Below are 26121 nucleotides of genomic sequence, written 5' to 3' on the forward strand. Positions count from 1 at the left end.
AGTTCCGGGCTACGCGCGGCCCCGCGCCGCCGCGGCGGGACCGGCCTATTCCGGTTTGATCCGTCGCCCGAGCAGCTGCACGAGCACCTGCGCCACCGGCATCTGCTCGTGGCACACGCTGTGCACGGCCTCGGTCAGTGGCATCTCCACCCCGTAGCTGCGGGCGAGCTCGAGGATCGACGAGCACGACTTGACGCCCTCGGCCACCTGCCCGTGCGTGGCCTGCTGCGCCTGTTCGAGCGTCTCCCCCCGGCCCAGGCGCTCACCGAAGGAGCGGTTGCGCGACAGCGGTGACACGCACGTCGCCACCAGGTCGCCGACGCCCGCGAGCCCGGCGAGCGTCTTGGGCCGCGCGCCCAGCGCCACCCCCAGCCTCGTCATCTCCGCCAGCCCGCGGGTGATGATCGCGGCGGACGTGTTCTCCCCCAGCCCGATGCCGGCCGCCATGCCGCTGCACAATGCGATCACGTTCTTGCACGCCCCGCCCACCTCGCAGCCGATCACGTCGGTATTGGTGTACGGCCGGAAGTACCCGGTGGCGCACGCCCGCTGCACGGCGACGGCGCGCACCGAGTCGGGGCAGGCGATCACCGTCGCGGTCGGCTGCTCCACAGCGATCTCCTTGGCCAGGTTGGGCCCGGACAGCACCGCGATCCGGTCGGCTTCCGCGCCGGTCACCTCGGCGATCACCTGGCTCATCCGCATCAGCGTCCCCACCTCGACGCCCTTGGCGAGGCTCAGCAGGGTGGCCGACGGCGGCAGATCGCCCGACCACGCACCCAGGTTGCCGCGCAATGACTGCGACGGCACCGCGAGGACCACCACGTCCGCGCCGCCGAGCGCCTCGGCATGATCGTGCGTCGCGTGCAGTCCCTCGGGCAACCGCACCCCGGGGAGGTAGTCCGGGTTGACTCTCCGCTCCGCAATGGATTCCGCGACGTCCGACCGCCGAGCCCACATCGTGACCTCCGTGCCCGCGTCCCGGAGCACCTTCGCGTAGGCGGTTCCGAACGAGCCCGCCCCCATCACCGCTGCCTTGACCAACAGTCCCCGTCCTTCCCGACACACTTCCCACGGCTGCACCGCGCGGGCCACCGACGGCGGTGTGTCCTGCGCCGCCGCCGATCCCCGCCGCCGGACGCAGCACGCCTCCCGACCGCCCTGACCGTACCGGCCCGGCGCCGCATCCGTTCGGCGTAGATCCCACGGTGCAGCCGCACACGCACCTGCTGGCATCATCGGACGCATGACGACGCGTGCGGCCGCATTTCCCGGTGTGCATGTCATCGTCCCCGTCAAGAACCTCGCGGGCGCCAAGTCCCGCCTGACGCCGGGGATCGACGAGTCTGCGCGGCGCGGGTTGGTGCTCGCGATGCTCGAAGACACGCTGCGGTCGCTGTCGGCCTCTCCGGCGGTCTCCGCCGTCACGGTGGTCACGCCCGACGCCGCGGTCGCCGCCGTGGCCACCCGGTGCGGCGCGTGCTGCGTCGACGAGCAGCAGGCGCTGATCCGGGCCACCGCGGACGGCGGCGCGTCCGGCGGCCCGCGCGCCTCGCTCAACGCTGCGCTCACCGGCGCCGCGTATCGGGTGCGCGATGCCGCCGCGCCGGCCCACCTCGCCTTCGTGCAGGCCGACCTGCCGTCGTTGCGCCCCGGGGAGTTCACCGCCGCAGCCGCGTCGGCCATCGCGTCGGCAGCCGCACCGGACGCGCCGGCCGGGCACGGACGGGCCTACATCGCCGACAGGTCCGGAGACGGCACCACCGCCGTCTTCGTCTCCGGCGCGACGACACGCCTCCGCCTCGCCTTCGGCACCGACTCCTCGCGGCGTCACGCGGCACAGGGCGCCGTCGCCCTGCACGGATCGTGGCCCGGGCTCCGCGCCGACGTCGACACCGTCGCAGACCTGCACCACGTCCGCCGCCTCGGCACCGGGACCGCCACCGCCGCGATGCTCCGACGGATAGGCGTACCGGATACGAATCCGCGGTGAACAAAGCGGAAACCGCGGCCGGGCACCATGCATCACGCGCCGGGATGCGGAAGGATCGAGGTGTGCGCGACGAATCAGACGGGGCCCGGACCGCGAAAACCCGGACCGACATCACCGGGGCCGACGGGGCAGGGTCCGACCGGGCAGAGGCCACCCCACTCGGTCATGCCGGAGTGCCGCCGACCGCGGGCGCGCCCGCCGGCGGCCCCGTCGACAACGCCCCGCCGCCGGCCACCACCCCGTCCGCTCCGCCCGCCGCGACGGTGCGGGCCCCCCGCCCGGACACCGACCTTCCGCACGACCGCTATCTCAACCGCGAGCTGAGCTGGCTCGACTTCAACTCCCGGGTGCTCGCTCTCGCGGAGGACGCGTCGCTTCCGGTGCTCGAGCGGGTCAAGTTCCTGGCGATCCACGCGTCGAACCTCGACGAGTTCTACATGGTCCGAGTTGCGGGGCTCGGCCGCCGCGACGAAGCGGGGCTGCCGGTGCGCTCCGCCGACGGTCTCACGCCCCGGGAGCAACTGCAGCTGATCGGCCGCCGCACGCAGGCCACCGCGGTCACCCACGCGCGGGTGTTCCTCGACCACGTGCTGCCCGAGCTCGCGAGCGCGGGCATCCATCTGACCCGCTGGGAAGAGCTCGACGACGACGTCCGCAAGGGGCTCTCCGAGTACTTCCACGAGCGCGTCTTCCCCGTCCTCACCCCGCTCGCGGTGGACCCCGCGCACCCGTTCCCCTACATCAGCGGATTGAGCCTCAACCTCGCCGTGACGGTGCGGGACGGCGAATCGGGCGGCGAGCACTTCGCCCGCGTGAAGGTCCCCAAGAACGTCGATCGCTTCGTGCCCGTCGGCACCGGGGCCGGCGACGCGGACCGTGCGGATACGGTGACCTTCCTGCCGATCGAGGACCTCATCGCAGCGCACCTGGAAGTGCTCTTCCACGGCATGCAGGTGGTCGAGCACCACGTGTTCCGCGTGACCCGCAACGCTGACTTCGAGGTCTCGGAGGACCGGGACGAGGATCTGCTGCAGGCGCTCGAACGCGAGTTGGCCCGTCGCCGGTTCGGCTCGCCCGTGCGCCTCGAGGTGACGGACGATATGAGCGAGCACATGCTCGAGCTGCTGCTGCGCGAGCTCGACGTCAGCCCGGGCGACGTCATCCGCATCCCGGGCATGCTGGACCTGACCGGCCTGTGGCAGTTGCACGGGCTCGACAGGCCCGCGCTCAAGGACACCCCGTTCGTCCCCGCGACACCGCCCGCATTCGGCGAGCGGGAGACCGCCAGGAACGTCTTCTCCGCCCTGCGCCGCGGCGACGTCCTCGTGCACCACCCGTACGACTCGTTCTCCACCTCGGTGCAGCGGTTCATCGAACAGGCCGCAGCCGACCCGCAGGTTCTCGCCATCAAGCAGACTCTCTACCGCACCTCCGGCGATTCGCCCGTCGTCGACGCGCTCGTGGACGCGGCGGAGGCCGGCAAGCAGGTGGTGGCCCTCGTGGAGATCAAAGCGCGCTTCGACGAACAGGCCAACATCCGCTGGGCACGCAAGCTCGAAGAGGCCGGAGTGCACGTCGTCTACGGGATGGTCGGCCTCAAGACCCATTGCAAGACCTGCCTGGTGGTGCGGCGCGAGGGCGCGGCGATCCGCCGCTACTGCCACATGGGCACCGGTAACTACAACCCCAAGACGGCCCGGCTCTACGAGGATGTGGGGCTTTTCACCGCCGACCCGGAGATCGGCGCCGACCTCACCGATCTGTTCAACTCGCTCACCGGGTATTCGCGGGTCAACCACTACCGGAATCTGCTGGTCTCCCCGCACGGGATCCGCCGCGGCATCGTCGAGCGCATCTCGGCGGAGATCGACGCCCACCGCGCGGGGCGCGCCGCGGGGATCCGGCTCAAGGCCAATGCCCTCGTCGACGAGCAGATCATCGACGCCCTCTACCGCGCCTCGCAGGCGGGCGTGCCGGTCGACATCGTCGTGCGCGGCATCTGCTGTCTCACACCGGGCGTGCCGGGCCTGAGCGACAACATCCACGTCCGCTCGATCCTCGGCCGGTTCCTCGAGCACTCGCGCATCCTGCACTTCGTCGGCGCGCAGGAATATTGGATCGGCAGCGCCGACATGATGCACCGGAACCTCGACCGCCGGGTGGAGATCATGGTCCGCGTCGACGCCGAGGAGCTCACCCCTGCCCTCGGCAACGTTTTCGACCTGGCTCTCAGCGCGGACACCCGCTGCTGGGTGCTCGGCGCCGACGGCACGTGGAGCGCCTCACCCACCGGCGGATCGGACGTCCGCGACTACCAGGAGACGCTCCAGCAGGCCAGCCGCAGCGGACCCGCCGACTGATCCGCGCGCCGCGGGCATCGGCCCGGGGGCGGGTGCCGTCCTGCCCCGGCCCGACGCGCACAATCGGAGCGTGAGCATCCAGAGCGGCCCGGCGCAGCAGTCCAGCACAGTCCATGCGGCCGGGACCGTGTTGTGGCGGTACCGCGGGACGGGCGCGAAGCGGGAGTTCGCGGTGGTGCACCGGCCCGAGTACGACGACTGGTCGCTGCCCAAGGGCAAACTGGACCCCGGCGAGTCCGCGCCCGCCGCGGCCGTCCGCGAGACCGTCGAGGAAACCGGGTACTCGGCCCGGCTGGGCCGGTATCTGCAGTCGGTGTCCTATCCCCTCAGCCCGCGCCGCACAAAGACCGTCGACTATTGGGAGGCCCAGGCCGTCGGCGGCAGCTTCCTGCCGAACTCGGAGGTCGACGAATTGCGCTGGGTGCGTTTCCGGCACGCGGTGGAGATGGTGACCCACGACCTCGACCGGGCCGTTCTCGCGCGCTTCCGCGCGCGGCGCCCCGGCGATTCGACGCTGCTGCTCATCCGCCACGCGCGCGCCGGCCGCCGCGGCCGATTCGACGGCCCCGACACCGCCCGTCCGCTCGACGCCAAAGGCCGGGAGCAGGCCCGCCGGCTCGTCGCGCAGACCGCAGCGTTCCGTCCCGCGGTCGTGTATTCCGCGGACCGCGCACGGTGCGTGGACACCGTCGCCCCACTGGCCCGGGAACTGCGGACCGACGTCGTCCTGGAGCCGACGTTGTCCGAGGAGGCGTATGCGCTCGATCCGGGTGCAGCACTGCGCCGCATCCAGGAGATCGCGCGCGGAGGTCGCGTCGCCGCCGTCTGCAGCCAATCGGGTGTGATTCCGGATCTGCTGCGGTGGTGGTCCGCCCGCGATGGGATGACCCTTCCCACCGCTACGACACGCAAGGCGGACACCTGGGTGCTTACCCTGCGCGCCGGACGGTTGATCGCCGCCGACCGGCTGCCCGCGCCCTCTCCCGTCGCGTCCTGACGCCGACCGGGTTCCGGGCGGGGCTTACTTCGCGGGCGACTTTCTCGCGGGCGACTTGCGCGCCGTCGTCTTCTTCGCAGCCGTCGTCTTCTTCGCCGGCGTGGCCTTTTTCGCCGCGGTGGTCTTCTTCGCGGCGGTGGTCTTCTTTGCGGCCGTCGCCTTCTTTGCGGCGGTCGTCTTCTTTGCGGCAGTGGTCTTCTTCGCAGCCGACGTCTTCTTCGCCGGCGTGGACTTCTTCGCCGCCGTCGTCTTCTTCGCCGGCGTGGACTTCTTCGCCGCCGTCGTCTTCTTCGCCGCCGTCGTCTTCTTGGCAGCCGTCGCCTTCGTAGCCGCGGTCTTCTTCGCGGCCGTCGTCTTCTTCGCCGCCGTCGTCTTCTTGGCAGCCGACGTCTTCTTCGCCGGCGTGGACTTCTTCGCGGCGGCCGTCGCCTTCGTAGCCGTCGCCTTCGCAGCCGCAGTCTTCTTCGCGGCGGTCGACTTGGCGGCGGTCTTCTTCGCCGGCGCCGCCTTCGCAGCCGCGGTCTTGTTCGCGGCGGTCGTCTTCGCGGCGGTCTTCTTCGCCGGCGCCGCCTTCGCAGCCGCAGTCTTCTTCGCCGGCGTGGACTTCTTCGCGGCTGTCGACTTGGCGGCCGTCTTCTTCGCCGGCGTCGCCTTCTTCGCTGCGGGAGCAGACGCCGCGGGCAGCGTGGGAGCGCCGGAGCCTCGTTTGACGGCGACGCCGGAGGTACTGAGTTTCTGTTTGCCGGAGACGAGTTCCTTGAACTGCGCTCCCGGGCGGAACGCGGGAACCCGTGTAGCGCGCACCCGCACCGTCTCGCCCGTCCTCGGATTCCGGGCCACACGCGGTGCCCGGGCGCGCTTCTCGAAGACGCCGAATCCGGTGATGGTCACGTTCTCGCCGGCGTGCACCGCACGGACCACGGCGTCGACGAATCCCTCGACCACCGCCGTCGTCGTGCGGCGCTCGGTGCCCAGCTTCTCGACCAGACCATCGATGAGTTCTGCCTTGTTCATCAGAAAGACCTCCCCTGACCGTGTTCCTGTCGCGGACCATTTGCACGCCACGATAAACCGGGTTCGCCGTGCCCGTGGGCTTCCACAGCAAACTTGATCCGGAATTCTAACGCGCAATTGCGTTCTGGGCAGGTTCTCGGAGATCTTCCGCTCTGGTGGGCGCGTCCCGGAGCAGGGCCTCAGCCGGCAGCGGGCTCAGGCAGCGTGAGCGGTTTCCATTGCGGGCGTTGCTGCTCGAAGGCGTCGATCGCATCCTCGACGCGCAGGGTCAGGCCGATGTCGTCGAGCCCTTCGAGCAGCCGCCACCTGGTGTAATCGTCGATTTCGAACGGGACGACGAGGGTGCCCGCACTCACAGTCTTGGCCTGCAGATCCACGGTCAGCTCCGTGCCGGGGCGCTCCTCGATCGCCTTCCACAACAGCTCGACGTCATGCTGATCGACCTCGGCAGCAACCAGGCCCTGCTTGCCGGCGTTGCCGCGGAAGATATCGGCGAACCGGGACGAGATGACCACGCGGAACCCGTAATCGGACAGCGCCCACACCGCATGCTCGCGCGATGATCCGGTCCCGAAATCCGGCCCCGCGACCAGGACGGAACCACGGTCGTATGGAGCCGTGTTGAGAATGAACTGCGGATCGCCGCGCCAGGCCGCGAACAGCGCGTCCTCGAAGCCTGTGCGTGTCACCCGCTTGAGGTATACGGCCGGAATGATCTGGTCGGTGTCGACATTCGAACGTCGCAGGGGCACACCGATACCGGTGTGGGTGGTGAAGGGCTCCATGTTTCTCGATTCCCGTCTGTGCTGTGCGTGCGGATCAGGGGTTGCGCGGGGAGCGCGCGGGCGCGGCTAGCCCAGGTCGGCGGGCGCGGAGAGCGTGCCGCGCACGGCGGTCGCCGCCGCCACCGCCGGCGACACCAGGTGCGTGCGCCCCCCTTTTCCCTGCCTGCCTTCGAAATTGCGGTTGGATGTGGACGCGCACCGCTGGCCGGGCGAGAGCTGGTCGGGATTCATCCCCAGGCACATCGAGCATCCGGCCTGCCGCCATTCCGCTCCCGCCGCGGCGAAGACCTCGCCGAGGCCCTCGTCATCCGCCTGCGCGCGCACTCGCATCGAGCCCGGCACCACGAGCATCCGCACGCCCTCAGCCACTTTCCGGCCACGGAGCACGTCGGCGACCACGCGCAGATCCTCGATCCGGCCATTGGTGCACGAACCGACGAAGACGGTGTCGACGGCGATGTCGCGCAGTGGCGTGCCCGGACGCAGATCCATGTACTTCAGGGCCGATTCCACGCCGGCGGCGGTGTCGGCATCGGCGATCGCCGCGGGGTCGGGCACCGAAGCGCCCAGAGGAGAACCCTGGCCGGGGTTGGTCCCCCAGGTGACGAAAGGGGTCAGCGTGGCCGCGTCGATGCGGACCTCCTTGTCGAAGACCGCACCCTCGTCGGTGCGCAGGTCCCGCCAGTGGGCCACGGCCGCGTCCCAATCCGCCCCTTCCGGCGCGTGCGGGCGGCCTTTGATGAACTCGTAGGTGGTCTCGTCGGGTGCCACCATGCCGGCCCGCGCGCCGGCCTCGATCGACATGTTGCAGATCGTCATCCGCGACTCCATCGACAGCGCGCGGATCGCCTCGCCGCGGTACTCGATGACGTGCCCCTGGCCGCCGCCGGTGCCGATCTCCGCGATCACCGCCAGGATCAGGTCCTTCGCCGTCACCCCGTCGGGCAGGATGCCGTCGACGGTGACCGCCATGGTCTTGAACGGACGCAGCGACAGCGTCTGCGTCGCCATCACGTGCTCGACCTCGGACGTGCCGATCCCCATGGCCAACGCGCCGAACGCCCCGTGCGTGGAGGTATGGCTGTCGCCGCACACCACGGTCATCCCCGGCTGCGTCAGCCCCAGCTGCGGTCCCACCACGTGCACAATGCCCTGCTCGATGTCCCCCATGGGGTGCAGACGCACGCCGAACTCCTCGCAGTTGCGGCGCAGGGTTTCGACCTGCGTGCGCGAGGTCGGATCGGCGATCGGCCTGTCGATGTCGATCGTCGGGACGTTGTGGTCCTCGGTGGCGATCGTCAGGTCCGGCCGCCGCAGCCGCCGCCCGCCGAGACGCAGGCCCTCGAACGCCTGCGGGCTCGTGACCTCGTGCACCAGGTGCAGGTCGATGTAGATCAGGTCCGGCTTGCGCTGTGCGCCCTCACCCTCCCCCTTGACGACGACGTGCTCGTCCCAGACCTTCTCCGCGAGAGTGCGGGGTCCCGACGCCCGAGTCGCTCCATCACTCATGCCAACCAAATCCCTTCACCGCGCCGTCCCTCGGCCCGAACACCGGCCCCGACCGTGGAATCTCAACATGCGAGACGATAATATCGTTCTGTGAGACATCATAGCGGCATCGGAGTCCTCGACAAGGCGATGGGGGTTCTCCTGGCGGCCGCCGAGCACCCGTGCAACCTCTCCCAACTCTGCGAACGCACCGCACTGCCGCGCGCGACCGCCCATCGTCTCGCCGTGGGCCTGGAGACGCACGGCATGCTGCTCCGCAATGGGGACGGGCTCTGGCAGATCGGCCCGCGGGTGGGCGAGCTCGCTTCCGCGGTGCAGGATCCGCTGATCGACGCCGCCGCGCATGTCCTCCCCCGGCTTCGCGACATCACGGGCGAGTCGGTGCAGCTCTACCGCCGTGACGGCACCGAGCGGGTCTGCATCGCCGGCGCCGAGCCGCCTTCCGGGCTGCGCGACACGGTGCCCACGGGCACCCGGCTGCCCATGACCGCGGGTTCCGGAGCGAAGGTGCTCGCGGCCTGGTGTGCCGATCACGTGCGCAAGGATCTGCTCAGAGAGGCCCAATTCACCGAGCGGACCCTGGCCGAGGTGCGCCGGCGCGGATGGGCGCAGTCCAGCGCCGAAAGGGAGCGGGGCGTCGCCAGTGTCGCGGCCCCCATCCGGGACCCGCGCGGCGCCGTCGTGGCCGCGATCTCGGTGTCGGGGCCCACCGACAGGATCGGCCGCCGCCCCGGCACACGCTGGGCGGACGACCTGCTCGCCGCCGCAGATGCGCTGCAGCGCAGGCTCTGATCCGCCCGCTGCCGGTAACGAAGCCGTGACCGGACCGATATACTCTGCGGGCGGCGCGGCTGCGGTGACGTCGCTCCAGTACCGCCATGCACCTATGTGCAGTCAGAAAGGACCCGCCCATGCCCATTGACCAGATCGTCGGCTCCAGCCTCGGAATCCCGTCCTTCTTCATCGTGAAGCTCGCCCAGCTGTCCGTCGTCATCCAGGGACGGGCCGGACTGGACTCGCTGCTGAGCTGACAGCCACGCAGAACACCGCGCCCCCAACCGGCCCTGCCGGATGGGGGCGTTCGTGTATTCGAAGGACCGCACGGAGCCGCGCACTCGTTGCACCGGCCCGGAGCCTGACCAAGAAAGCGGGCCCACCTCCGATGAGAGGTGAGCCCGCTTGTTGTAGCCCCGACGGGATTCGAACCCGCGTTACCGCCTTGAGAGGGCGGCGTCCTAGGCCTCTAGACGACGGGGCCAGGAACTTGCCGTGTATTCACTTGTCACCAGGTTTCCCCGACTACGACCGCATCCGGGCACAGCATTGACCTTCGCGCTGTGATCGGTGAGCCCCAGCCAGTTTAACCGGCTCGAATCCGCTCTCCAAATCGCCTCCGCGACCGAACTCGGCGCAGTGTCGTCGGGCTTTACCCCCCGGCGACGGCGAGAACGAACTCTTCGCTGGGGTACCAGGACTCGAACCTAGAATGGCTGAACCAGAATCAGCTGTGTTGCCAATTACACCATACCCCATCGCTTCGAACAGGCACGCGAACGATCCGGCATTCACCGGCTTCCCGCGCTCCCGCTCGAACGTTGAGAACACTACCAGGGCCTCCCCCGGTTTACACAAATCGACTGGTGGTGGCACCCCTCACTCCGGGGCGCCACCAGCCCATCGGCGCAGGCCGGGGCGCTCCCGGCCGCCCGCCCCACAGGTCCATCCGGCACTGCGGGGCGAGCCGGGCGGGTTATTCGGCTGCGGTGGCCGCGGCGAGTTCAGCCGCCGCAGCGAGCCGGCGCATGCTCCGCTCCCGGCCCAGCAGCTCCATCGACTCGAACAGCGGCGGGCTGATGTGCGAGCCGCTCACGGCCACCCGGACCGGCCCGAAGGCCTTGCGTGGCTTGATGCCCAGACCGTCCACGAGCGCGTCCTTGAGCGCCTGCTCGATCGCCTCGGTGGTCCACTCGCCCAGCCCCTCCAGGGCCGCGGTGGCCGCCGTGATCACCGGCACCGCATCCTCCTTGAGGTTCTTGGCCGCAGACTTCTCGTCGATGACGAACTCGGCGTCCGGGGCGAACAGGAAGCGCAACAGCCCCCAGGCATCGGAAAGTACGACGATGCGCGTCTGCACCAGGTCCGCAGCCGACCGCCACACCGCGTCATCGACGTCCGCGGACAGCTGACCCGTCTCGGTGAGGAACGCACGCAGGCGATCCGCGAAGTCCACCGGCTCGAGCAGACGGATGTGCTCGGCGTTGATCGCGTCGGCCTTCTTCTGGTCGAAGCGGGCCGGGTTGGAATTGACCGACCCGATGTCGAAGGCCGCGACCATCTCGTCCATCGAGAACACGTCGTGATCGTCGGAGATCCCCCAGCCCAACAGTGCCAGGTAATTGAGCAGCCCCTCCGGGATGAAGCCGCGGTCGCGGTGGTGGAACAGGCTGGACTCCGGGTCCCGCTTGGAGAGCTTCTTATTGCCCGCACCCATCACGAAAGGCAGGTGGCCGAACCGCGGGGTGAACTCCGCCACGCCGATCCGCTCGAGGGCCGCATACAGCGCGAGCTGCCGCGGCGTGCTGGAGAGCAGGTCTTCGCCGCGCAGCACGTGGGTGATGCCCATCATCGCGTCGTCGACCGGATTGACCAGGGTGTACAGCGGCACACCGTTGCCCCGGGTCAGGGCGAAGTCCGGGACGCTTCCTGCCCGGAAGGAGACCTCCCCTCGCACGAGGTCCGTCCACGTCAGTTCCTCGTCGGGCATCCGCAGGCGAACCACGGGCCTGCGCCCCTCCTCGACGAATGCCGCCCGCTGAGCCTCGGTGAGCCCGCGGTCGAAGTTGTCGTAGCCCAGCTTCGGGTCACGGCCGGCAGCGCGGTGACGCTCCTCGACCTCCTCCGGGGTGGAGAACGACTCGTAGGCATCGCCGGACTCCACGAGCCGCCGCACCACGTCCAGATGGAGATCGCGACGCTGCGACTGCCGGTACGGTGCGTGCGGGCCTCCGATGTCCGGCCCCTCGTCCCAGTCGAGCCCCAGCCACTGCAGCGCGTCGATGATCGCGTGGTAGGACTCCTCACTGTCCCGCGCGGCATCGGTGTCTTCGATCCGGAAGACCAGCTTGCCTCCGGTGTGCCGGGCGTATGCCCAGTTGAACAACGCGGTACGCACGAGTCCCACGTGCGGGGTGCCGGTGGGCGACGGGCAGAATCTGACGCGGACGGGTGACGGAGTGCTCATGACCTGCAGCCTAGTCGGCGCACGACGGATGCCCCGCAGCCGTGGCCCCCGCGGTCAGCCCTGCACGCGCGAGGACCGCCCCTCCCATTCCTTGTCGCGCAGCGTGTTCTTGCGGATCTTGCCGGTCGACGTCGTGGGCAGTTCCACCAGGAACTCCACCGCCCCCGGCGCCTTGTACCGGGCGATGCGGGTCTTGACGTGCTCGATCAGGTCGATGGCGTCCACCTCGGCCCCGTCGGCGAGCACGACGAAGGCCTTGGGCCGCTCGCCCCACTTCTCATCCGGCGCCCCGACGACGGCCACGTCCCGCACCGCGGGATGGGTCAACAGCGCCTGCTCCACCTCGATGGTCGAGATGTTCTCACCTCCGGAGACCACGACGTCCTTCGCCCGGTCCAGGATCTGCACGTACCCGTCGGGGTGCATCACCGCGAGGTCGCCGGAATGGAACCAGCCGCCGCGGAAGGCCTCGGCGGTCGCCTCCTCGCCATCGAAGTAGCCCTTCATCACGCCGTTGCCCCGCATCACGATCTCGCCCATCGTGGCCCCGTCGCGCGGAACATCCACCAGCTCGTCCCCCGCGCGCTGCTCGACCACCCGCATCCGGTCCCCGCTGACCATGCCGATGCCCTGGCGCGACATGAGCGCGGCGCGCTCGTCCGCGGGGAGATCCGCCCACGCCGGTTGCGGTTCGCACGACGAGTACGGCCCGTACGTTTCAGTGAGCCCGTAGACGTGGATGACGGTGATGCCGAGCTCCTCGAACTTCGCGATGATCGTCGGCGACGGGGGCGCACCCGCCGTCACCATCGACAGGGCACCGCCCATCGGGCGCGCACCGGGAGAGGCGGCCATGGAGTTGAGCACCGTGGGCGCGCCGGCCATCCGCGTGATCCGCTCGTCGCCGATGAGCCGCCAGACGTCGTCGCCACGCACGGCGCGCAGGCACACGTGCGTGCCCGACACCGACGTCAGCGCCCACGTTGTGCACCACCCGTTGCAGTGGAACATCGGCAGGGTCCACAGGTACCGGGTGAGCGGGGCGAAGTCCTGGGTGATCACCTCGCCCAGCGAGTTCAGGTACGCGCCGCGGTGCGTGTACATCACACCCTTGGGCCGGCCTGTCGTGCCAGAGGTGTAGTTGACGGTGATCGTCGCCGTCTCGTCGTCGACCTCCCACGCCAACGGCTCCGACGGTGCCCGCGAAATCCAGTCGGCATACGCCTCGACCCGATCGCCCTCGCCCGGACTGCCGACTGCGCCCGGACTGCCGACTGCGCCCGGACTGCCGACTGCGCCCGGACTGCCGACTGCGCCCGGACTGCCGTCCTCATCCGGGTGCACGACGACCGCCCCGACCCCCGCCGGCACCCCCGACTCCACGACCGGACCCAGCAGCTCCGCATCACCGAACAGGAACCGGGCCCCGGAATGCTCCAGGATGTACTGGACCTCCGGCACCGCCAGCCGGGTGTTCATCATCACCAGCACGCCCCCGGCCAGGGGCACCGCGTAGTGGGCGATGAGCGCCTCGGCGCTGTTCGGCGCCAGCACCGCCACCCGCTGCCCGGACTCCAGCCCCCGCACGCGCAGGCCCTCGGCCAAGCGCTGCACGGTGTCCGCCATCTCCCGGTAGGTGAACCGCCGGGGCCCGTCGACGATCGCCTCGGCGTCGGGGTGGCCTTCCAGCGAACGCTCCAGGAATCGCAGCGGGGTGAGCGGTGTGTCCAGGCCGGCCATGAAGTCTCCTCGATCGCAGCAGGTACTCAATACCTAGACTGTGATCCCCGGCACGTGATTTGTCACCCCCTGATCGGGGGTCACACGCGCGTCCGCCGCTTCCCTACCGCCTGTCCGCGACGGGGTTGCGCAGCAGCCCGATGCCGTCGATCGCCACGCCCACCGCCTGGCCCGCCGTCATCGGCCCCACGCCGGCGGGCGTGCCGGTCAGGATGACGTCGCCGGGCAGCAGGGTCATCACATCCGAGACCCAGGCGATCAGCGACGGGATATCGTGCAGAAGCAGCGAGGTGTTCGAGTCCTGGACCACGGCGCCGTCGAGCGTCGTGCGCAGGCGCACCGCGGACGCGTCCAGGTCGGTTTCGATCCAGGGGCCCATCGGGCAGAACGAGTCATGCCCCTTGGCGCGCGTCCACTGTCCGTCCTGGCGCTGCTGGTCGCGGGCGGTGACGTCGTTGGCGCACGTGTACCCCAGCACCACGTCGAGCGCGCGCTCCTCGGGCACCGACTTGGCCACCTGACCGATGACGACGGCCAGCTCACCCTCGTAGTGGACCTCCTGCGAGGTGGGCGGACGGTTGATCGGCACGTCCGGGCCGATGATCGAGGTGGACGGCTTGATGAAGATCACCGGGTCCGCCGGCGGCTCGCTGCCCATCTCGGCAGCGTGGTCGGCGTAGTTCTTGCCCACGCAGATCACCTTGCTGGCCAGGATCGGGGCCAGCAGCCGGACCTCCGCCAGCGACCAGCTGCGGCCGGTGAACGTGGGGGTGCCGAAGGGGTGGTCCTTGATCTCGTGCGCGCGCATCTCGGCGGGCACGCGGCCTGTGGCCATGTCCACGTCGCCTTCGTCGATCTTGACGAAGGCGACGCCGTCGGTGCTGATCACTCGTCCCAGTCGCATGCGCACATCCTAACGGCGCCCGATCGGACCGTGTGCGACGGCGACGGCCCGCCCCGGAATGCTCCCGGGACGGGCCGTCGCCGTCGCTGCTGCGGGCGCGCCTCAAATGCGCGCGATGATGCGCGCGCCGGTCTCGGCGGTGCCGACCGCCCCCGCGCGCTCGCGCAGATCCGCCGCGACTGCCTGCTCGATGCGGGCGGCCTCGTCGGTGCGGCCCAGATGTTCGAGCAGCAGCGAAGCCGACAGGATCGCCGCGGTGGGATCCGCCTTGTCCTGGCCGGCGATGTCCGGGGCGCTGCCGTGCACCGGCTCGAACATGCTCGGGTTGGTGCCGGTGGCGTCGATGTTGCCGCTGGCCGCCAGCCCGATCCCGCCGCTGACCGCGGCCGCCAGGTCGGTGATGATGTCGCCGAACAGGTTGTCGGTGACGATCACGTCGAAGCGGCCCGGATCGGTCACCATGTGGATGGTGGCGGCGTCGACGTGCATGTACGCCCGCTCCACGTCCGGGTACTCGGCCCCGACCTCTTCGACGGTCCTGGTCCACAGCGTGCCCGCATAGGCGAGCACGTTGTTCTTGTGCACCAGCGTCAGGTGCTTGCGGCGCGCCATCGCCTTCTCGAACGCGTAGCGCACCACCCGCTCCACGCCGAACCGGGTGTTGGTGCTGACCTCGGTGGCCACCTCGTGCGGCGTGTCCACCCGGATCGCCCCGCCCGTGCCGGTGTACGGCCCCTCTGTGCCCTCGCGGACCACGAGGAAGTCGATGGCCGGCTCCCCGGACAGCGGGCTTGTCACGCCCGTGTACAGCTTGGAGGGCCGCAGGTTCACGTGGTGGTCGAGCGCGAACCGCGTGTTGAGCAGCAGGCCGCGCTCGAGCACGCCGCTGGGCACGGACGGGTCGCCGATCGCGCCCAGCATGATCGCGTCGTGCCCGCGGATCTCGTCGAGGACGCCGTCCGGCATGAGCTCGCCGGTGCGGTGGTACCGCTGGGCGCCCAGGTCGTATTCGGTGGTCTCCACTCCCGGGACCACCGCGCGCAGCGCCCCCAGTGCCTGGCCGACCACCTCGGGGCCGATCCCGTCGCCTGCGATGACGGCGAGCTTCATCGTTTCCTCACTTCGCAAGATCTGCGGCGGGCCGGGCGGCGCGCCGCGATGGGGTCGATCGATCGGAGACGCTGCCGCCGGTCCGCGGCGGCAGCGTCGGGAACTGGCCCGTTGCGCCGCGTCAGGACAGGTCGACCTGCTCGACGCGCGACGCGGACACGGCGTCCTTGAGGCCGGCGAGCACGGCGTCGGACGACGTCTCGGAGAGCCGCAGGATGATCGTGGCGCCGGTGCCCTCGGCATCATGCGACAGCGCCGCCGCCTGGATGTCGATGCCCGCGTCGCCCAGCACGGTGCCGATCTTGCCCAGCGCGCCGGGGGCGTCCGCATAGCTGATGAGCACGTTGTTGCCCTCGGCGCGGATGTCGAAGCTGCGGCCGTTGATCTGCACCAGCTTCTCGACCTGCTCCAGGCCGGTGAGCGCGCCCGCCACCGACACGACGCCGCCGTCCGCAGTGACGGCCTTGACCTCCACGACGCTGCGGTGCGTGCTGCTCTCGGTGTGCGTGTCCACGCTGACCGTGACCCCGCGCTGCTCGGCCATCTGCGGCGCGTTGACGAAGGTGACGGCGTCATCGGTGATCGCGGAGAACATGCCGCGCAGAGCGGCCAGACCGAGGATGTCGACGGTGGCGGAGGACAGCTCGCCGCGCACGTCCACCTGCACCGTGCTGGGCGCGCCCTCCGAGAGGACCCCGGCGACCAGGCCCAGCTTGCGCACCAGCTCCAGCCAGGGCGAGACCTCCTCGCCCACGGGGCCCCCGGAGACGTTGACGGCGTCCGGGACGAACTCGCCGGCCAGCGCCAGCAGCACCGACTTGGCGACGTCCGTGCCCGCGCGGTCCTGCGCCTCCGCCGTGGACGCGCCCAGGTGGGGGGTCACCACGACCTGGTCCAGAGAGAACAGCGGGGAGTCCGTGCACGGCTCGGTGGCGTAGACGTCGAAGCCCGCGCCCCGCACCCGACCGGAGACGATGGCGTCGTGCAGGGCGGCCTCGTCGATGAGGCCGCCGCGCGCGGCGTTGACGATGATGGCGCCTTCCTTGATGCCCGCCAGCTGCTCGGCCCCGATGAGGCCCTTGGTCTCCGGCGTCTTCGGCAGGTGCACGGTGATCATGTCCGCCCGCGCCAGCAGCTCGTCGAGGCTGAGCAGCTCGATCCCGAGCTGCGCCGCGCGCGCCGCGGGCAGGTAGGGGTCGTAGGCGACGATCTTGGTCTCGAACGCCGCCAGCCGCTGCGCGACCAGCTGGCCGATGCGCCCCAGGCCGACGATGCCGACGGTCTTGTCCAGCAGCTCGACGCCGTTGAAGCTGCTGCGCTTCCACTCGCCGTCGCGCAGCGTCCGGTCCGCCGCCGGGATCTGCCGCGCCGTGGACATTAGCAGCGCGACGGCGTGCTCCGCCGCCGAGTGGATGTTGGAGGTGGGCGCATTGACCACCATCACGCCGCGTTCTGTGGCGGCGGGGATGTCGACGTTGTCCAGGCCGACCCCGGCGCGCCCCACGATCTTCAGGTTGGGGGCGGCGGCGAGCACCTCGGCGTCCACCGTCGTCGCGGAGCGCACCAGCAGCGCGTCCGCATCCGGCACCGCGGCGAGCAGCTCGGCCCGGTTGGGGCCGTCGACCCAGCGGACCTCGACATCTCCGCCGAGCGCCTCGACGGTCGACTGGGCCAGCTTGTCTGCGATCAGGACTACGGGACGGCCTGACTGGGTCACGGGTGAGTCTCCCCTGCGGTAGTGGAATATCGGGACCGATTCAGTTTACGGCCCGGCGGCCCCGACGCCGACGCCGCATCCGGGACCGCTGCCGCGGGAGTCGTGCCGGTGCGTTCCCCGTGTCCTCTTCTTGCGGCGGCATGTGTCCCCATCGACGCGGCGGCATGTGTCCCCATCGACGCGGCAGCCCGTGTCCCCTTGATGCGGCGGCACGGATTGTGCTCTGATTCGATAGCACCGTCCGCGACCGTTGCGGACAGGTCGAGACGAGGGGATCACCCGTGCACGTTCTTACCCGCACTCCAGGCTCGATGCCGCGCACACGGCGCACGGCGTCCCGCACACGACGCGGGGCGCCGCACCGGCTGCGCGCGGCGTGGGCGGCCGCTGCCGCGACGGTGGTCGCAGCGGCGTCGGCGGTCTCACTGGCCACGCCCGCCACCGCCGCGCCGGCCCAGGCGGTACTGGGCGGCGGCTCCGGGATCCTTCTGGCCGACGCGGCGGGCGACGTCGCGGCGTGCACGCTCACGACGATCGGGCACGACGGCGCGGGCAGGCTCGTCGGGATCACCGCAGGCCACTGCGGCGACCCGGGCGACGCAGTCATCCCGGAGTTCGGCTGGGACGGCACGCCCGTCGGCACGATCGTCGACGACTATCCGGCGCTCGATGTCGCCGTCGTGCAGTTCGATCCCGCACGCGTCGCCCCCGTCAACCAGGTGGGCGGCATGACGATCACCGGCACCGGCAGCCCCGTGGATTTCCCCGGCGTCGCATGCAAGGACGGGCGCACCACCGGGGTCACGTGCGGCGTCACCTGGCTCACCGACACCGTGCGGCATGAGACCTGGACCCAGATCTGCGTCATGGAGGGCGATTCCGGCGCACCGGTCGTGGTCGGCACCACCCTCGTCGGCATGATCAACGCCTTCATCCAGGTGCCGTGCCTGAGCCCCACCGTGGGCACCACGATGGACGCCGCGCTGGGCGCGATCAACGCGGCAGGAGGCGTCGGCGCCGGGTTCCGGCCCATCTGACCGTCGCGTACGAACGACGCCGCCCGCCCCTGACTTCCAGGGGCGGGCGGCGTCGTTCGTCCTGCAATGCCGCGACTACGCGCGGCGCAGCGTCAGGCCGTCTCGGTGATGGGACGGTCGACCCAGCTCATCAGGCTGCGCAGCTTGCCGCCGACGACCTCGATCTGGTGCTCGGCGTTCTGCTTGCGCAGCGACTCGAGCTCCTTGTTGCCGCCCTCGACGTTGGCGACGAGGCGCTTGACGAACTCGCCGGACTGGATGTCGGCGAGCACCTCGCGCATGCGCTCCTTGGTGGACTCGTCGATGACCCGCGGCCCGGAGAGGTAGCCGCCGAACTCCGCGGTGTCGGACACGGAGTAGTTCATCCGCGCGATGCCGCCCTCGTACATCAGGTCGACGATGAGCTTGAGCTCGTGCAGCACCTCGAAGTAGGCCATCTCCGGGGCGTAGCCGGCCTCGACCATCACCTCGAAGCCGGTCTGGACCAGCTTCTCAGTGCCGCCGCACAGCACCGCCTGCTCGCCGAAGAGGTCGGTCTCGGTCTCTTCCTTGAAGGTGGTCTTGATGGTGCCGGCGCGCGTGCCGCCGATACCCCTGGCGTAGGACAGGCACAGCGCCTGGCCCTCGCCCTTGGGGTCCTGCTGGACGGCGATCAGGCAGGGCACGCCCTTGCCGTCGACGAACTGGCGGCGCACCAGGTGGCCGGGCCCCTTGGGGGCGATCATGCCGATGGTGATGTTCGCCGCGGGCTTGATCAGCTCGAAGTGGATGTTGAGGCCGTGCCCGAACAGCAGCGCGTCGCCGTCCTTGAGGTTGGGCTCGATGTCGCCGGTGAAGATCGACGCCTGCGCGGTGTCCGGCGCCAACAGCATGATGACGTCGGCCCAGGCGCTGACCTCCGCGGGGGTGCCCACGGTGAGCCCCTGCTCCTCCGCCTTGGCCCGCGACTTCGACCCCTCCTTGAGGCCGATGCGCACGTCCACGCCGGAGTCGCGCAGGCTCAGCGAATGCGCGTGCCCCTGGCTGCCGTAGCCGATCACTGCGACCTTGCGGCCCTGGATGATCGACAGATCGGCATCGTCGTCGTAGAAGATCTCGACTGCCACGTTGGTGTTCCCTTCATCGATTTTTCGGCGGTGCTGCCAGTGCCGAAGACGAACATTGTGCGTGCGGTGCGTGACCGGAGTCTCCGGCCGTGTACCGGTGAATCTATCGGGTCGCGGTGATCGACTTGGGGCCGCGGCCCACCGCGACCACCCCGGACTGGACGATCTCGCGGATGCCGTAGTCATCGAGCATCCGCATCAAGGCCTCGAGCTTGTCGCGCGTGCCGGTGGCCTCGATCGTGAGCGCCTCCGGCGACGCGTCGATGACCTTGGCGCGGAACAGCCCCACCGCCTCGATCACCTGCGAGCGCACGGTGGCGTCCGCGCGGACCTTGATCATCACCAGCTCGCGGGCCACCGAGTTGGCCGGGTCCTGCTCGACGATCTTGATGACGTTGACGAGCTTGTTGAGCTGCTTGGTCACCTGCTCGAGCGGGAAGTCCTCCACCGTCACGACGATCGTCATCCGCGAGATGCCGGGCACCTCGGTGCTGCCGACCGCGAGTGAAGCGATGTTGTACCCGCGCCTGGAGAACAGCGAGGACACGCGCGCGAGCACGCCCGGCTTGTCCTCGACCAGGACGCTCAGCGTGTGGCTGGTGCTCACTTGTCGGACCCCTCCGTCTCGATCTGTGCCGTGTCTCCGCCGTCCGCGGCGGCGGTGAGACTGTGCTGTTCCTTCGCCTCCGCGGCGGCCTCGACGGCGGCCGGTTCGGCGGTCTCGTCGTCGTCGAACAGCGGGCGGATGTCGCGGGCCGCCATGATCTGGTCGTTGCCGGTGCCCGACGCGACCATCGGCCACACCTGCGCGTCGGCGCCCACGATGAAGTCGATGACCACCGGGCGGTCGTCGATGGCGCGCGCCCGGGCGATCACCTCGTCGACGTCCTCCTCGCGCTCGCACCGCAGACCGACGCAGCCCAGCGCCTCGGCGAGGGCGACGAAGTCGGGGATCCGCCTCGAATGGGTGGCCAGGTCGGTGTTGGAGTACCGCTCTTCGTAGAACAGGGTCTGCCACTGGCGGACCATACCCAGGTTGCCGTTGTTGATCAGGGCGACCTTGATCGGCACGCCCTCGATGGCGGCGGTGGCGAGCTCCTGGTTGGTCATCTGGAAGCAGCCGTCGCCGTCGATTGCCCACACCTCGGCGTCCGGCCGGCCCATCTTGGCTCCGAGCGCCGCGGGGATGGCGTACCCCATGGTCCCCAGCCCGCCCGAGTTGAGCCACGTGCGCGGCTTCTCGTAGTCGACGAACTGCGCGGCCCACATCTGGTGCTGGCCCACGCCGGCGACGTACACGGCGTCGGGCCCGGCGGCCTTGCCGACCGCCTCGATGACGAGCTCGGGCGACAGCGCGCCGTCGGCCGGCCGGTCGTAGCTCAGCGGGTACGTGGCCCGCAGCCCGTCGAGGTAGGCCCACCACTCGGACAGGTCCGGAGCAGGCGTCGCGGTGCGCTCCTCGCGGATGGCGCGCAGCAGCTCGATGATCACCTCGCGGCAGTCGCCGACGATGGGGACGTCCGCATGCCGGTTCTTGCCGATCTCCGCCGGGTCGATGTCCGCGTGGACCACCGTCGCAAACGGCGCGAACGAGTCGAGCTTGCCGGTGACGCGGTCGTCGAACCGCGCCCCCAGCGTGACGAGCAGGTCCGCGCGCTGCAGCGCCGCGACCGCGGACACGGCCCCGTGCATGCCCGGCATGCCGCAATGCTGGGGGTGGCTGTCCGGGAAGGCGCCGCGCGCCATGAGCGTGGTGACCACCGGTATGCCGGTGAGTTCGGCCAGCTCCAGCAGCTCCGCCGAGGCCTCAGCCTTGATGATGCCGCCGCCCACGTAGAGGACGGGCGCCTTGGCGGCCGCGATGAGCCGCGCCGCCTCGCGCACCTGCTTGACGTGCGGCTTGGTGACCGGCCGGTACCCGGGCAGGTTCATCTCCGGCGGCCAGATGAACGTGGTCTGCGCCTGCAGCACGTCCTTGGGGATGTCCACCAGCACCGCGCCCGGGCGGCCGGAGGAGGCGATGTGGAAGGCCTCGGCGATCACCCGCGGAATGTCCGCCGCGTCGCCGATCAGGAAGTTGTGCTTGGTCACGGGCATGGTGATGCCCGCGATGTCCGCCTCCTGGAACCCGTCGCTGCCGATGAGGTTCCGCGCCACCTGCCCGGTGATCGCGACGATCGGCACCGAGTCCATCTGCGCGTCCGCCAGCGGGGTGACCAGGTTGGTCGCACCCGGGCCGGACGTCGCCATGCACACGCCGACGCGGCCGGTGGCCTGCGCGTACCCGGTGGCGGCGTGGCCCGCCCCCTGCTCGTGCCGGACGAGGACGTGCCGCACGCGCTGCGAGTCGAACAGCGGGTCGTAGACCGGCAGGATCGCACCGCCCGGGATGCCGAATACCGTGTCGGCGCCGAGCTCCTCGAGCGACCGGACCACCGACTGCGCGCCGGTGACGGACTCCGGGGGCAGGCTGCGGCGGCCGGAGAGCGCCGCAGTCGCATCGGGGCCGGCGACGAGCGTGCCGTCGGTTGCCGATTCATCGGCACTGGTGGACGTGGCCTTCCGCGGCTGCGGCTGCGGCCGCGCGGTGGGTGCGCTCACTGCTTGCTTCCTCTGATCGGGCCCGCCGGGCACGGCGTACGTGTGCGGGGGCGGTGGGTGGTGGGGACAACAAAAAACCCCCGCCAGCAGAAGCTGCTGTACGAGGGTGGCGCGTCGAAGCGGGAACGGCTCAGGCGACTGGTCGGTTCACGCTTGGACGCGCCAGCCGATTACGAGCAATTCCGGGTGCTTCATGCCCACGACGATAAGCGTGCAGCCGGCGAATAGTCAACTTCAGCGGCAACGGACCGCGCCGGGCGTGCCGGCCGCAGTCGTGTACCGAACCCCCACGAGGGGTATCCCGTGGTGAGGGAACCCGAGGCCGGGATGCGAGGATCAGGATCGTGTCGCCCTCGCATGACGTGCCCCCAGATGCTACCCCGGCCGGTGGACAGCCCCGCGCCGATGCCGCCCCGGCGGTCTTCCGCCTCCCCGGCAGCGGCTACTTCGTCGTCGCCTGCCTGGCCGCGATCATCATGATCCCCGTGCTCAACTGGCCGGCCTACACGGGCTGGCTGCTGATCGTCCCGATCCTCCTGGCGTGGTGGGTGGCGCGCATGCGCACCTCCGTCTCCCCCGCCGGCGCGGAGGTCCGCACGCTCACCGGCCACCGGGCCGTGCCGTGGGACCAGGTCCGCGGCATCGTGTTCCCGCACCCGCGGGTGTTCGGCATCAGCTGGGCGCGCGCATACCTGCGCGACGGGGCGGTCGTGCGGCTGCCCGCCGTCACCTGGAACGACATCCCGCACGTCTCCGACGCCAGCGGCGGCCGCCTCCCCGACCCGACCGTGTTGCGTTCGCAGGCTCCCGCCGACGAGCCCGGCGACGACGGGCCTGCCCGCGCGGACCGGGTCGACGAGGACCCCGAGTAGCCTCCGGAACAGGCCACCCCACCACAAGCCTAACGACGAGACGACGAGACGACGAGGTCGAGCATGCCACCACTCCGCTCCAGAACCACCACCGCCGGCCGTGGGGCCGCGGGCGCCCGCGCTCTGTGGCGGGCCACCGGCATGACCGATTCGGACTTCGGCAAGCCCATCGTCGCCATCGCGAACTCGTACACCCAGTTCGTCCCCGGCCACGTGCACCTCAAGGACGTCGGCGAGATCGTCGCCGAGGCCGTGCGCGAGGCCGGCGGGGTGGCCAAGGAGTTCAACACGATCGCGGTGGACGACGGCATCGCCATGGGACACGGCGGCATGCTCTACTCGCTGCCGAGCCGCGAGATCATCGCCGACTCCGTCGAATACATGGTCAACGCGCACACCGCCGACGCCCTGGTGTGCATCTCCAACTGCGACAAGATCACCCCGGGGATGCTCAACGCGGCGATGCGCCTGAACATCCCCACCGTCTTCGTCTCCGGCGGCCCGATGGAGGCCGGCAAGGCCGTGGTGGTCGACGGGGTGGCGCAGGCCCCCACGGACCTGATCACCGCGATCTCCGCGAGCGCCAGCGACGCCGTCGACGATGCCGGGCTGGCCGAGGTCGAGGCTTCCGCCTGTCCCACCTGCGGGTCCTGCTCGGGCATGTTCACCGCCAACTCGATGAACTGCCTCACCGAGGCCCTGGGCCTGGCACTGCCCGGCAACGGCTCCACGCTGGCGACGCACGCCGCCCGCCGTGCACTGTTCACCGACGCCGGCCGCACCGTCGTCGACATCGCGAAGCGCTACTACGGCGACGACGACGAGTCCGTCCTGCCGCGGTCCGTCGCCTCGCGCGACGCCTTCGCCAACGCCATGTCGCTGGACGTGGCCATGGGCGGCTCCACGAACACCGTCCTGCACATCCTCGCCGCCGCGCAGGAGGGCGAGATCGACTTCGACCTCGAGGACATCGACGCCATCAGCCGCCGCGTGCCGTGCCTGTCCAAGGTGGCGCCCAACTCCGACTACCACATGGAGGACGTGCACCGGGCCGGCGGAATCCCCGCGCTGCTCGGCGAGCTGCACCGGGCGGGCCTGCTCAACAAGGACGTGAGCACGGTGCACACCCCGACCATCGACGAGTGGCTGGGGGCCTGGGACATCCGCTCAGGCACCGCCACCGCCGAGGCGCTCGAGATCTTCCACGCCGCGCCCGGCGGAGTGCGCACCACCACACCGTTCTCCACCGACAACCGCTGGTCGTCGCTCGACACCGACGCCGCGGGCGGCTGCATCCGCGACCTCGCGCACGCCTACACCGTGGAGGGCGGGCTGTGCGTGCTGCGCGGCAACATCGCCGAGAACGGCGCGGTGCTCAAGACCGCCGGCATCGACGAGGACCTGTTCAGCTTCACCGGGCCCGCGCACGTCGTGGAGTCGCAGGAGGAGGCGGTCTCGGAGATCCTCAGCAAGAACGTCCAGCCCGGCGAGGTGGTCGTCGTGCGCTACGAGGGCCCCGCGGGCGGCCCGGGCATGCAGGAGATGCTGCACCCCACGTCGTTCCTCAAGGGCCTCGGCCTGGGCAAGGTGTGCGCGCTGATCACCGACGGCCGCTTCTCCGGCGGCACCTCCGGACTCTCGATCGGCCACGTCTCCCCCGAGGCGGCGGCGGGCGGCGCCATCGGCCTGATCGAGAACGGCGATCAGATCCGCATCGACGTGGCCACCCGCACGCTCGAGGTCCTCGTCTCCGACGACGAGCTGGCCCGTCGCCGCGCGGCGATGGACGCCTCGGAGCAGCCGTGGACGCCCGTCGGCCGCGAGCGGACGGTCACCAAGGCCCTGCGCGCCTACGCCAAGATGGCGTCGTCCGCGGACAAGGGCGCGGTGCGCGTAGTCGACTGACGTAGTCGACTGAGCAGCCCCCCCGCAGACGCCGCTGCCCCTCCCCGTGCGGGGAGGGGCAGCGGTGCGCTTTCGGGAACGGCCCGCCACGCGGCCGGCGGGTGGTCAGCCGAAGGGGTTGGCCCCGTTGAAGACCACCCAGACGACCACGCCGGCCGCGACGCCGAGCAGCAGGAACGCGAACGAGCCGAGGAACGGCCTCCGCGTCCACCCGCGTTTGACGTCCAGCGAGATCAAACCCGCGCCGGTGAGCGCGACACCCACGGCCGCGGCCAACAGCATCGTCTCGAACTCCACGCCCGACCCGGCCGCCCCGGACTGGTTCGTGAAGAACTGCAGGCCCGGCGTCGACGCCTGCATGAAGCACCACGCGTTGATGAGGATCGCCACCGCGCCCGCCGCCGCCAGGGGCGTGAGGAACCCGACCACGAGCAGCACGCCCACCACCACCTCGCCGACCGGGCCGGCGATCGAGAGCGCGTGCGCATAGTCGAACCCGCTCGACTCCAGGACTGTGCGGAACCCGTCCAGGTCGGGGCCGCCCCAGTTGCCGGTGAGCTTCTGCAGGCCGTGGGCGAACAGGATTCCGCCGAGCACCACGCGGATGACCAGCAGGCCGATGTCGAGGGTGCCGCGCCTGACCTTGGCCGGCGAATCCGTCAACGCCTGGTCCATCGCCGCGGCGATGTCCGCGGGTTCGCGTCGGGCCGGGTCCGGGGCCCCCGCGCTCAATTCCTCATACGACGGGATCCGCGTCGTCTGCTGCTCGTCGCCGCCGGGACCGAACACATCGTCCTCGCGGCTGATCACCTGCCCGCGCGGAATCACCCGGGTCTCCGGGTCGGGCTCGTCGGATCCGATGCCGCTCCACCCGGGGCCGCCCGTGGCCGGCGGGAACTCGCCGGTGGGCTCGTCGAACGGGCTGGTGCCCACGCCCATCGCCGACGTCTCCGCGTCCCCCTCCTGCGTCGCGGCCCCCGTCCGGGCGCCGCCCTGCCGCCGCGGCTGGACGGAGTCGTCCGGGGCCGCGGAATCGCCTTCGTCGTGGCCGTCTGACGGCCGGAATGCGTCGCTCACAGCCCTAGACTAGAACGTATGCGCGTCCCGGTCGGGGACCTCGGCGGGGCGTGGCGGCGGCCGCACGGCCCGGACCAGGCCCCGTCGGCGCGGATTCCGTAAGGTTGGCGGGCGTGGAGTGGAATTCGTCGGCGCGCCTGCGGTCCCTGAGGT

The 26121-nt window shown here is 70.6% G+C and carries 20 protein-coding genes and 2 tRNA genes; 7 read left to right on the forward strand and 15 right to left on the reverse strand.

Features of this window, described 5'->3' with window-relative positions; genetic code table 11:
• Nucleotides 1-45: 45 nt before the first annotated feature.
• A complete protein-coding gene (locus FO059_RS10855) occupies nucleotides 46-1044 on the reverse strand; it encodes an NAD(P)H-dependent glycerol-3-phosphate dehydrogenase (RefSeq protein ID WP_143908715.1) in 999 nt (332 codons plus the stop codon).
• 202 nt (nucleotides 1045-1246) lie between these two features.
• On the opposite strand from FO059_RS10855, the gene cofC reads away from it, so the two are divergent.
• The 3 genes from cofC (at nucleotide 1247) to FO059_RS10870 (ending at nucleotide 5350) form a co-directional block, all read left to right on the forward strand.
• Nucleotides 1247-1993 (forward strand): 2-phospho-L-lactate guanylyltransferase, encoded by a 747-nt coding sequence (cofC, locus tag FO059_RS10860; protein ID WP_143908717.1) that lies wholly within the window; start codon nucleotides 1247-1249, stop codon nucleotides 1991-1993.
• A 44-nt stretch (nucleotides 1994-2037) separates the two neighbouring features.
• Complete coding sequence (locus tag FO059_RS10865) at nucleotides 2038-4353, forward strand: RNA degradosome polyphosphate kinase (RefSeq protein ID WP_143910664.1); 2316 nt, start codon at nucleotides 2038-2040, stop codon at nucleotides 4351-4353.
• A gap of 76 nt (nucleotides 4354-4429) precedes the next feature.
• On the forward strand, nucleotides 4430-5350 hold the full coding sequence (locus tag FO059_RS10870) for an NUDIX hydrolase (RefSeq protein ID WP_143910665.1): 921 nt from the start codon (nucleotides 4430-4432) through the stop codon (nucleotides 5348-5350).
• 24 nt (nucleotides 5351-5374) lie between these two features.
• Here the strand turns inward: FO059_RS10870 and FO059_RS10875 are convergent, their stop codons facing one another.
• From FO059_RS10875 to leuC, 3 genes are all read right to left on the reverse strand, one after another.
• Nucleotides 5375-6364: an HU family DNA-binding protein gene (locus tag FO059_RS10875; protein ID WP_143908719.1), complete on the reverse strand. Its 990-nt coding sequence runs from the start codon at nucleotides 6362-6364 to the stop codon at nucleotides 5375-5377.
• 179 nt (nucleotides 6365-6543) lie between these two features.
• On the reverse strand, nucleotides 6544-7149 hold the full coding sequence (gene leuD / locus FO059_RS10880) for a 3-isopropylmalate dehydratase small subunit (RefSeq protein WP_143908721.1): 606 nt from the start codon (nucleotides 7147-7149) through the stop codon (nucleotides 6544-6546).
• A gap of 66 nt (nucleotides 7150-7215) precedes the next feature.
• Nucleotides 7216-8658 carry a 3-isopropylmalate dehydratase large subunit gene (gene leuC / locus FO059_RS10885; RefSeq protein WP_143908723.1) on the reverse strand — a complete coding sequence of 481 codons (1443 nt, stop codon included), beginning with the start codon at nucleotides 8656-8658 and terminating at the stop codon, nucleotides 7216-7218.
• A 90-nt stretch (nucleotides 8659-8748) separates the two neighbouring features.
• On the opposite strand from leuC, the gene FO059_RS10890 reads away from it, so the two are divergent.
• The gene (locus FO059_RS10890) at nucleotides 8749-9450 is read left to right on the forward strand and encodes an IclR family transcriptional regulator (RefSeq protein ID WP_143908725.1); all 702 of its coding nucleotides are present in this window, start codon (nucleotides 8749-8751) and stop codon (nucleotides 9448-9450) included.
• 393 nt (nucleotides 9451-9843) lie between these two features.
• Here the strand turns inward: FO059_RS10890 and FO059_RS10895 are convergent.
• The 7 genes from FO059_RS10895 to serA form a co-directional block, all read right to left on the reverse strand.
• Nucleotides 9844-9916, reverse strand: a tRNA-Glu gene (locus FO059_RS10895).
• A gap of 202 nt (nucleotides 9917-10118) precedes the next feature.
• Nucleotides 10119-10190: transfer RNA gene (locus FO059_RS10900), tRNA-Gln, on the reverse strand.
• Between the two features lie 218 nt (nucleotides 10191-10408).
• The gene (gltX, locus tag FO059_RS10905; protein WP_143908727.1) at nucleotides 10409-11899 is read right to left on the reverse strand and encodes a glutamate--tRNA ligase; all 1491 of its coding nucleotides are present in this window, start codon (nucleotides 11897-11899) and stop codon (nucleotides 10409-10411) included.
• Nucleotides 11900-11953: 54 nt separating this feature from the next.
• Nucleotides 11954-13639, reverse strand: a complete 1686-nt coding sequence (locus FO059_RS10910) for an AMP-binding protein (protein WP_143908729.1) — start codon at nucleotides 13637-13639, stop codon at nucleotides 11954-11956.
• A 103-nt stretch (nucleotides 13640-13742) separates the two neighbouring features.
• Entirely contained in the window at nucleotides 13743-14543 is an 801-nt protein-coding gene (locus FO059_RS10915; RefSeq protein WP_143908731.1) for a fumarylacetoacetate hydrolase family protein, read from the reverse strand.
• 102 nt (nucleotides 14544-14645) lie between these two features.
• The gene (locus tag FO059_RS10920; protein ID WP_143908733.1) at nucleotides 14646-15653 is read right to left on the reverse strand and encodes a 3-isopropylmalate dehydrogenase; all 1008 of its coding nucleotides are present in this window, start codon (nucleotides 15651-15653) and stop codon (nucleotides 14646-14648) included.
• Between the two features lie 121 nt (nucleotides 15654-15774).
• Nucleotides 15775-17370, reverse strand: coding sequence for a phosphoglycerate dehydrogenase (gene serA / locus FO059_RS10925; RefSeq protein WP_143908735.1), 1596 nt, complete (start codon nucleotides 17368-17370; stop codon nucleotides 15775-15777).
• Nucleotides 17371-17681: 311 nt separating this feature from the next.
• On the opposite strand from serA, the gene FO059_RS10930 reads away from it, so the two are divergent.
• Entirely contained in the window at nucleotides 17682-18407 is a 726-nt protein-coding gene (locus tag FO059_RS10930; protein ID WP_233267103.1) for a S1 family peptidase, read from the forward strand.
• Between the two features lie 92 nt (nucleotides 18408-18499).
• Here FO059_RS10930 and ilvC read toward each other — a convergent pair whose 3' ends face one another.
• Genes ilvC through FO059_RS10945 form a run of 3 tightly spaced genes read right to left on the reverse strand, consistent with a single transcriptional unit; the run spans nucleotide 18500 to nucleotide 22114 of the window.
• Nucleotides 18500-19699: a ketol-acid reductoisomerase gene (ilvC, locus tag FO059_RS10935; RefSeq protein ID WP_268892903.1), complete on the reverse strand. Its 1200-nt coding sequence runs from the start codon at nucleotides 19697-19699 to the stop codon at nucleotides 18500-18502.
• On the reverse strand, nucleotides 19617-20120 hold the full coding sequence (gene ilvN, locus FO059_RS10940) for an acetolactate synthase small subunit (protein WP_143908737.1): 504 nt from the start codon (nucleotides 20118-20120) through the stop codon (nucleotides 19617-19619). The genes ilvC and ilvN overlap by 83 nt, the downstream gene beginning before the upstream one ends.
• The gene (locus tag FO059_RS10945) at nucleotides 20117-22114 is read right to left on the reverse strand and encodes an acetolactate synthase large subunit (protein WP_143908738.1); all 1998 of its coding nucleotides are present in this window, start codon (nucleotides 22112-22114) and stop codon (nucleotides 20117-20119) included. Before FO059_RS10945 ends, ilvN begins: the two co-directional genes overlap by 4 nt.
• Before the next feature lie 344 nt (nucleotides 22115-22458).
• Here FO059_RS10945 and FO059_RS10950 point away from each other — a divergent pair, with 344 nt between their 5' ends.
• Both FO059_RS10950 and ilvD read left to right on the forward strand, forming a co-directional pair.
• Nucleotides 22459-22986: a PH domain-containing protein gene (locus FO059_RS10950; protein ID WP_143908740.1), complete on the forward strand. Its 528-nt coding sequence runs from the start codon at nucleotides 22459-22461 to the stop codon at nucleotides 22984-22986.
• A 63-nt stretch (nucleotides 22987-23049) separates the two neighbouring features.
• Entirely contained in the window at nucleotides 23050-24891 is a 1842-nt protein-coding gene (gene ilvD, locus FO059_RS10955) for a dihydroxy-acid dehydratase (RefSeq protein WP_143908742.1), read from the forward strand.
• 105 nt (nucleotides 24892-24996) lie between these two features.
• Here the strand turns inward: ilvD and FO059_RS10960 are convergent, their stop codons facing one another.
• Entirely contained in the window at nucleotides 24997-25968 is a 972-nt protein-coding gene (locus FO059_RS10960) for a DoxX family protein (RefSeq protein WP_233267104.1), read from the reverse strand.
• Nucleotides 25969-26121: the final 153 nt, after the last annotated feature.

This window comes from Tomitella fengzijianii (genome assembly GCF_007559025.1).
In the GTDB taxonomy this organism is placed as follows: domain Bacteria; phylum Actinomycetota; class Actinomycetes; order Mycobacteriales; family Mycobacteriaceae; genus Tomitella; species Tomitella fengzijianii.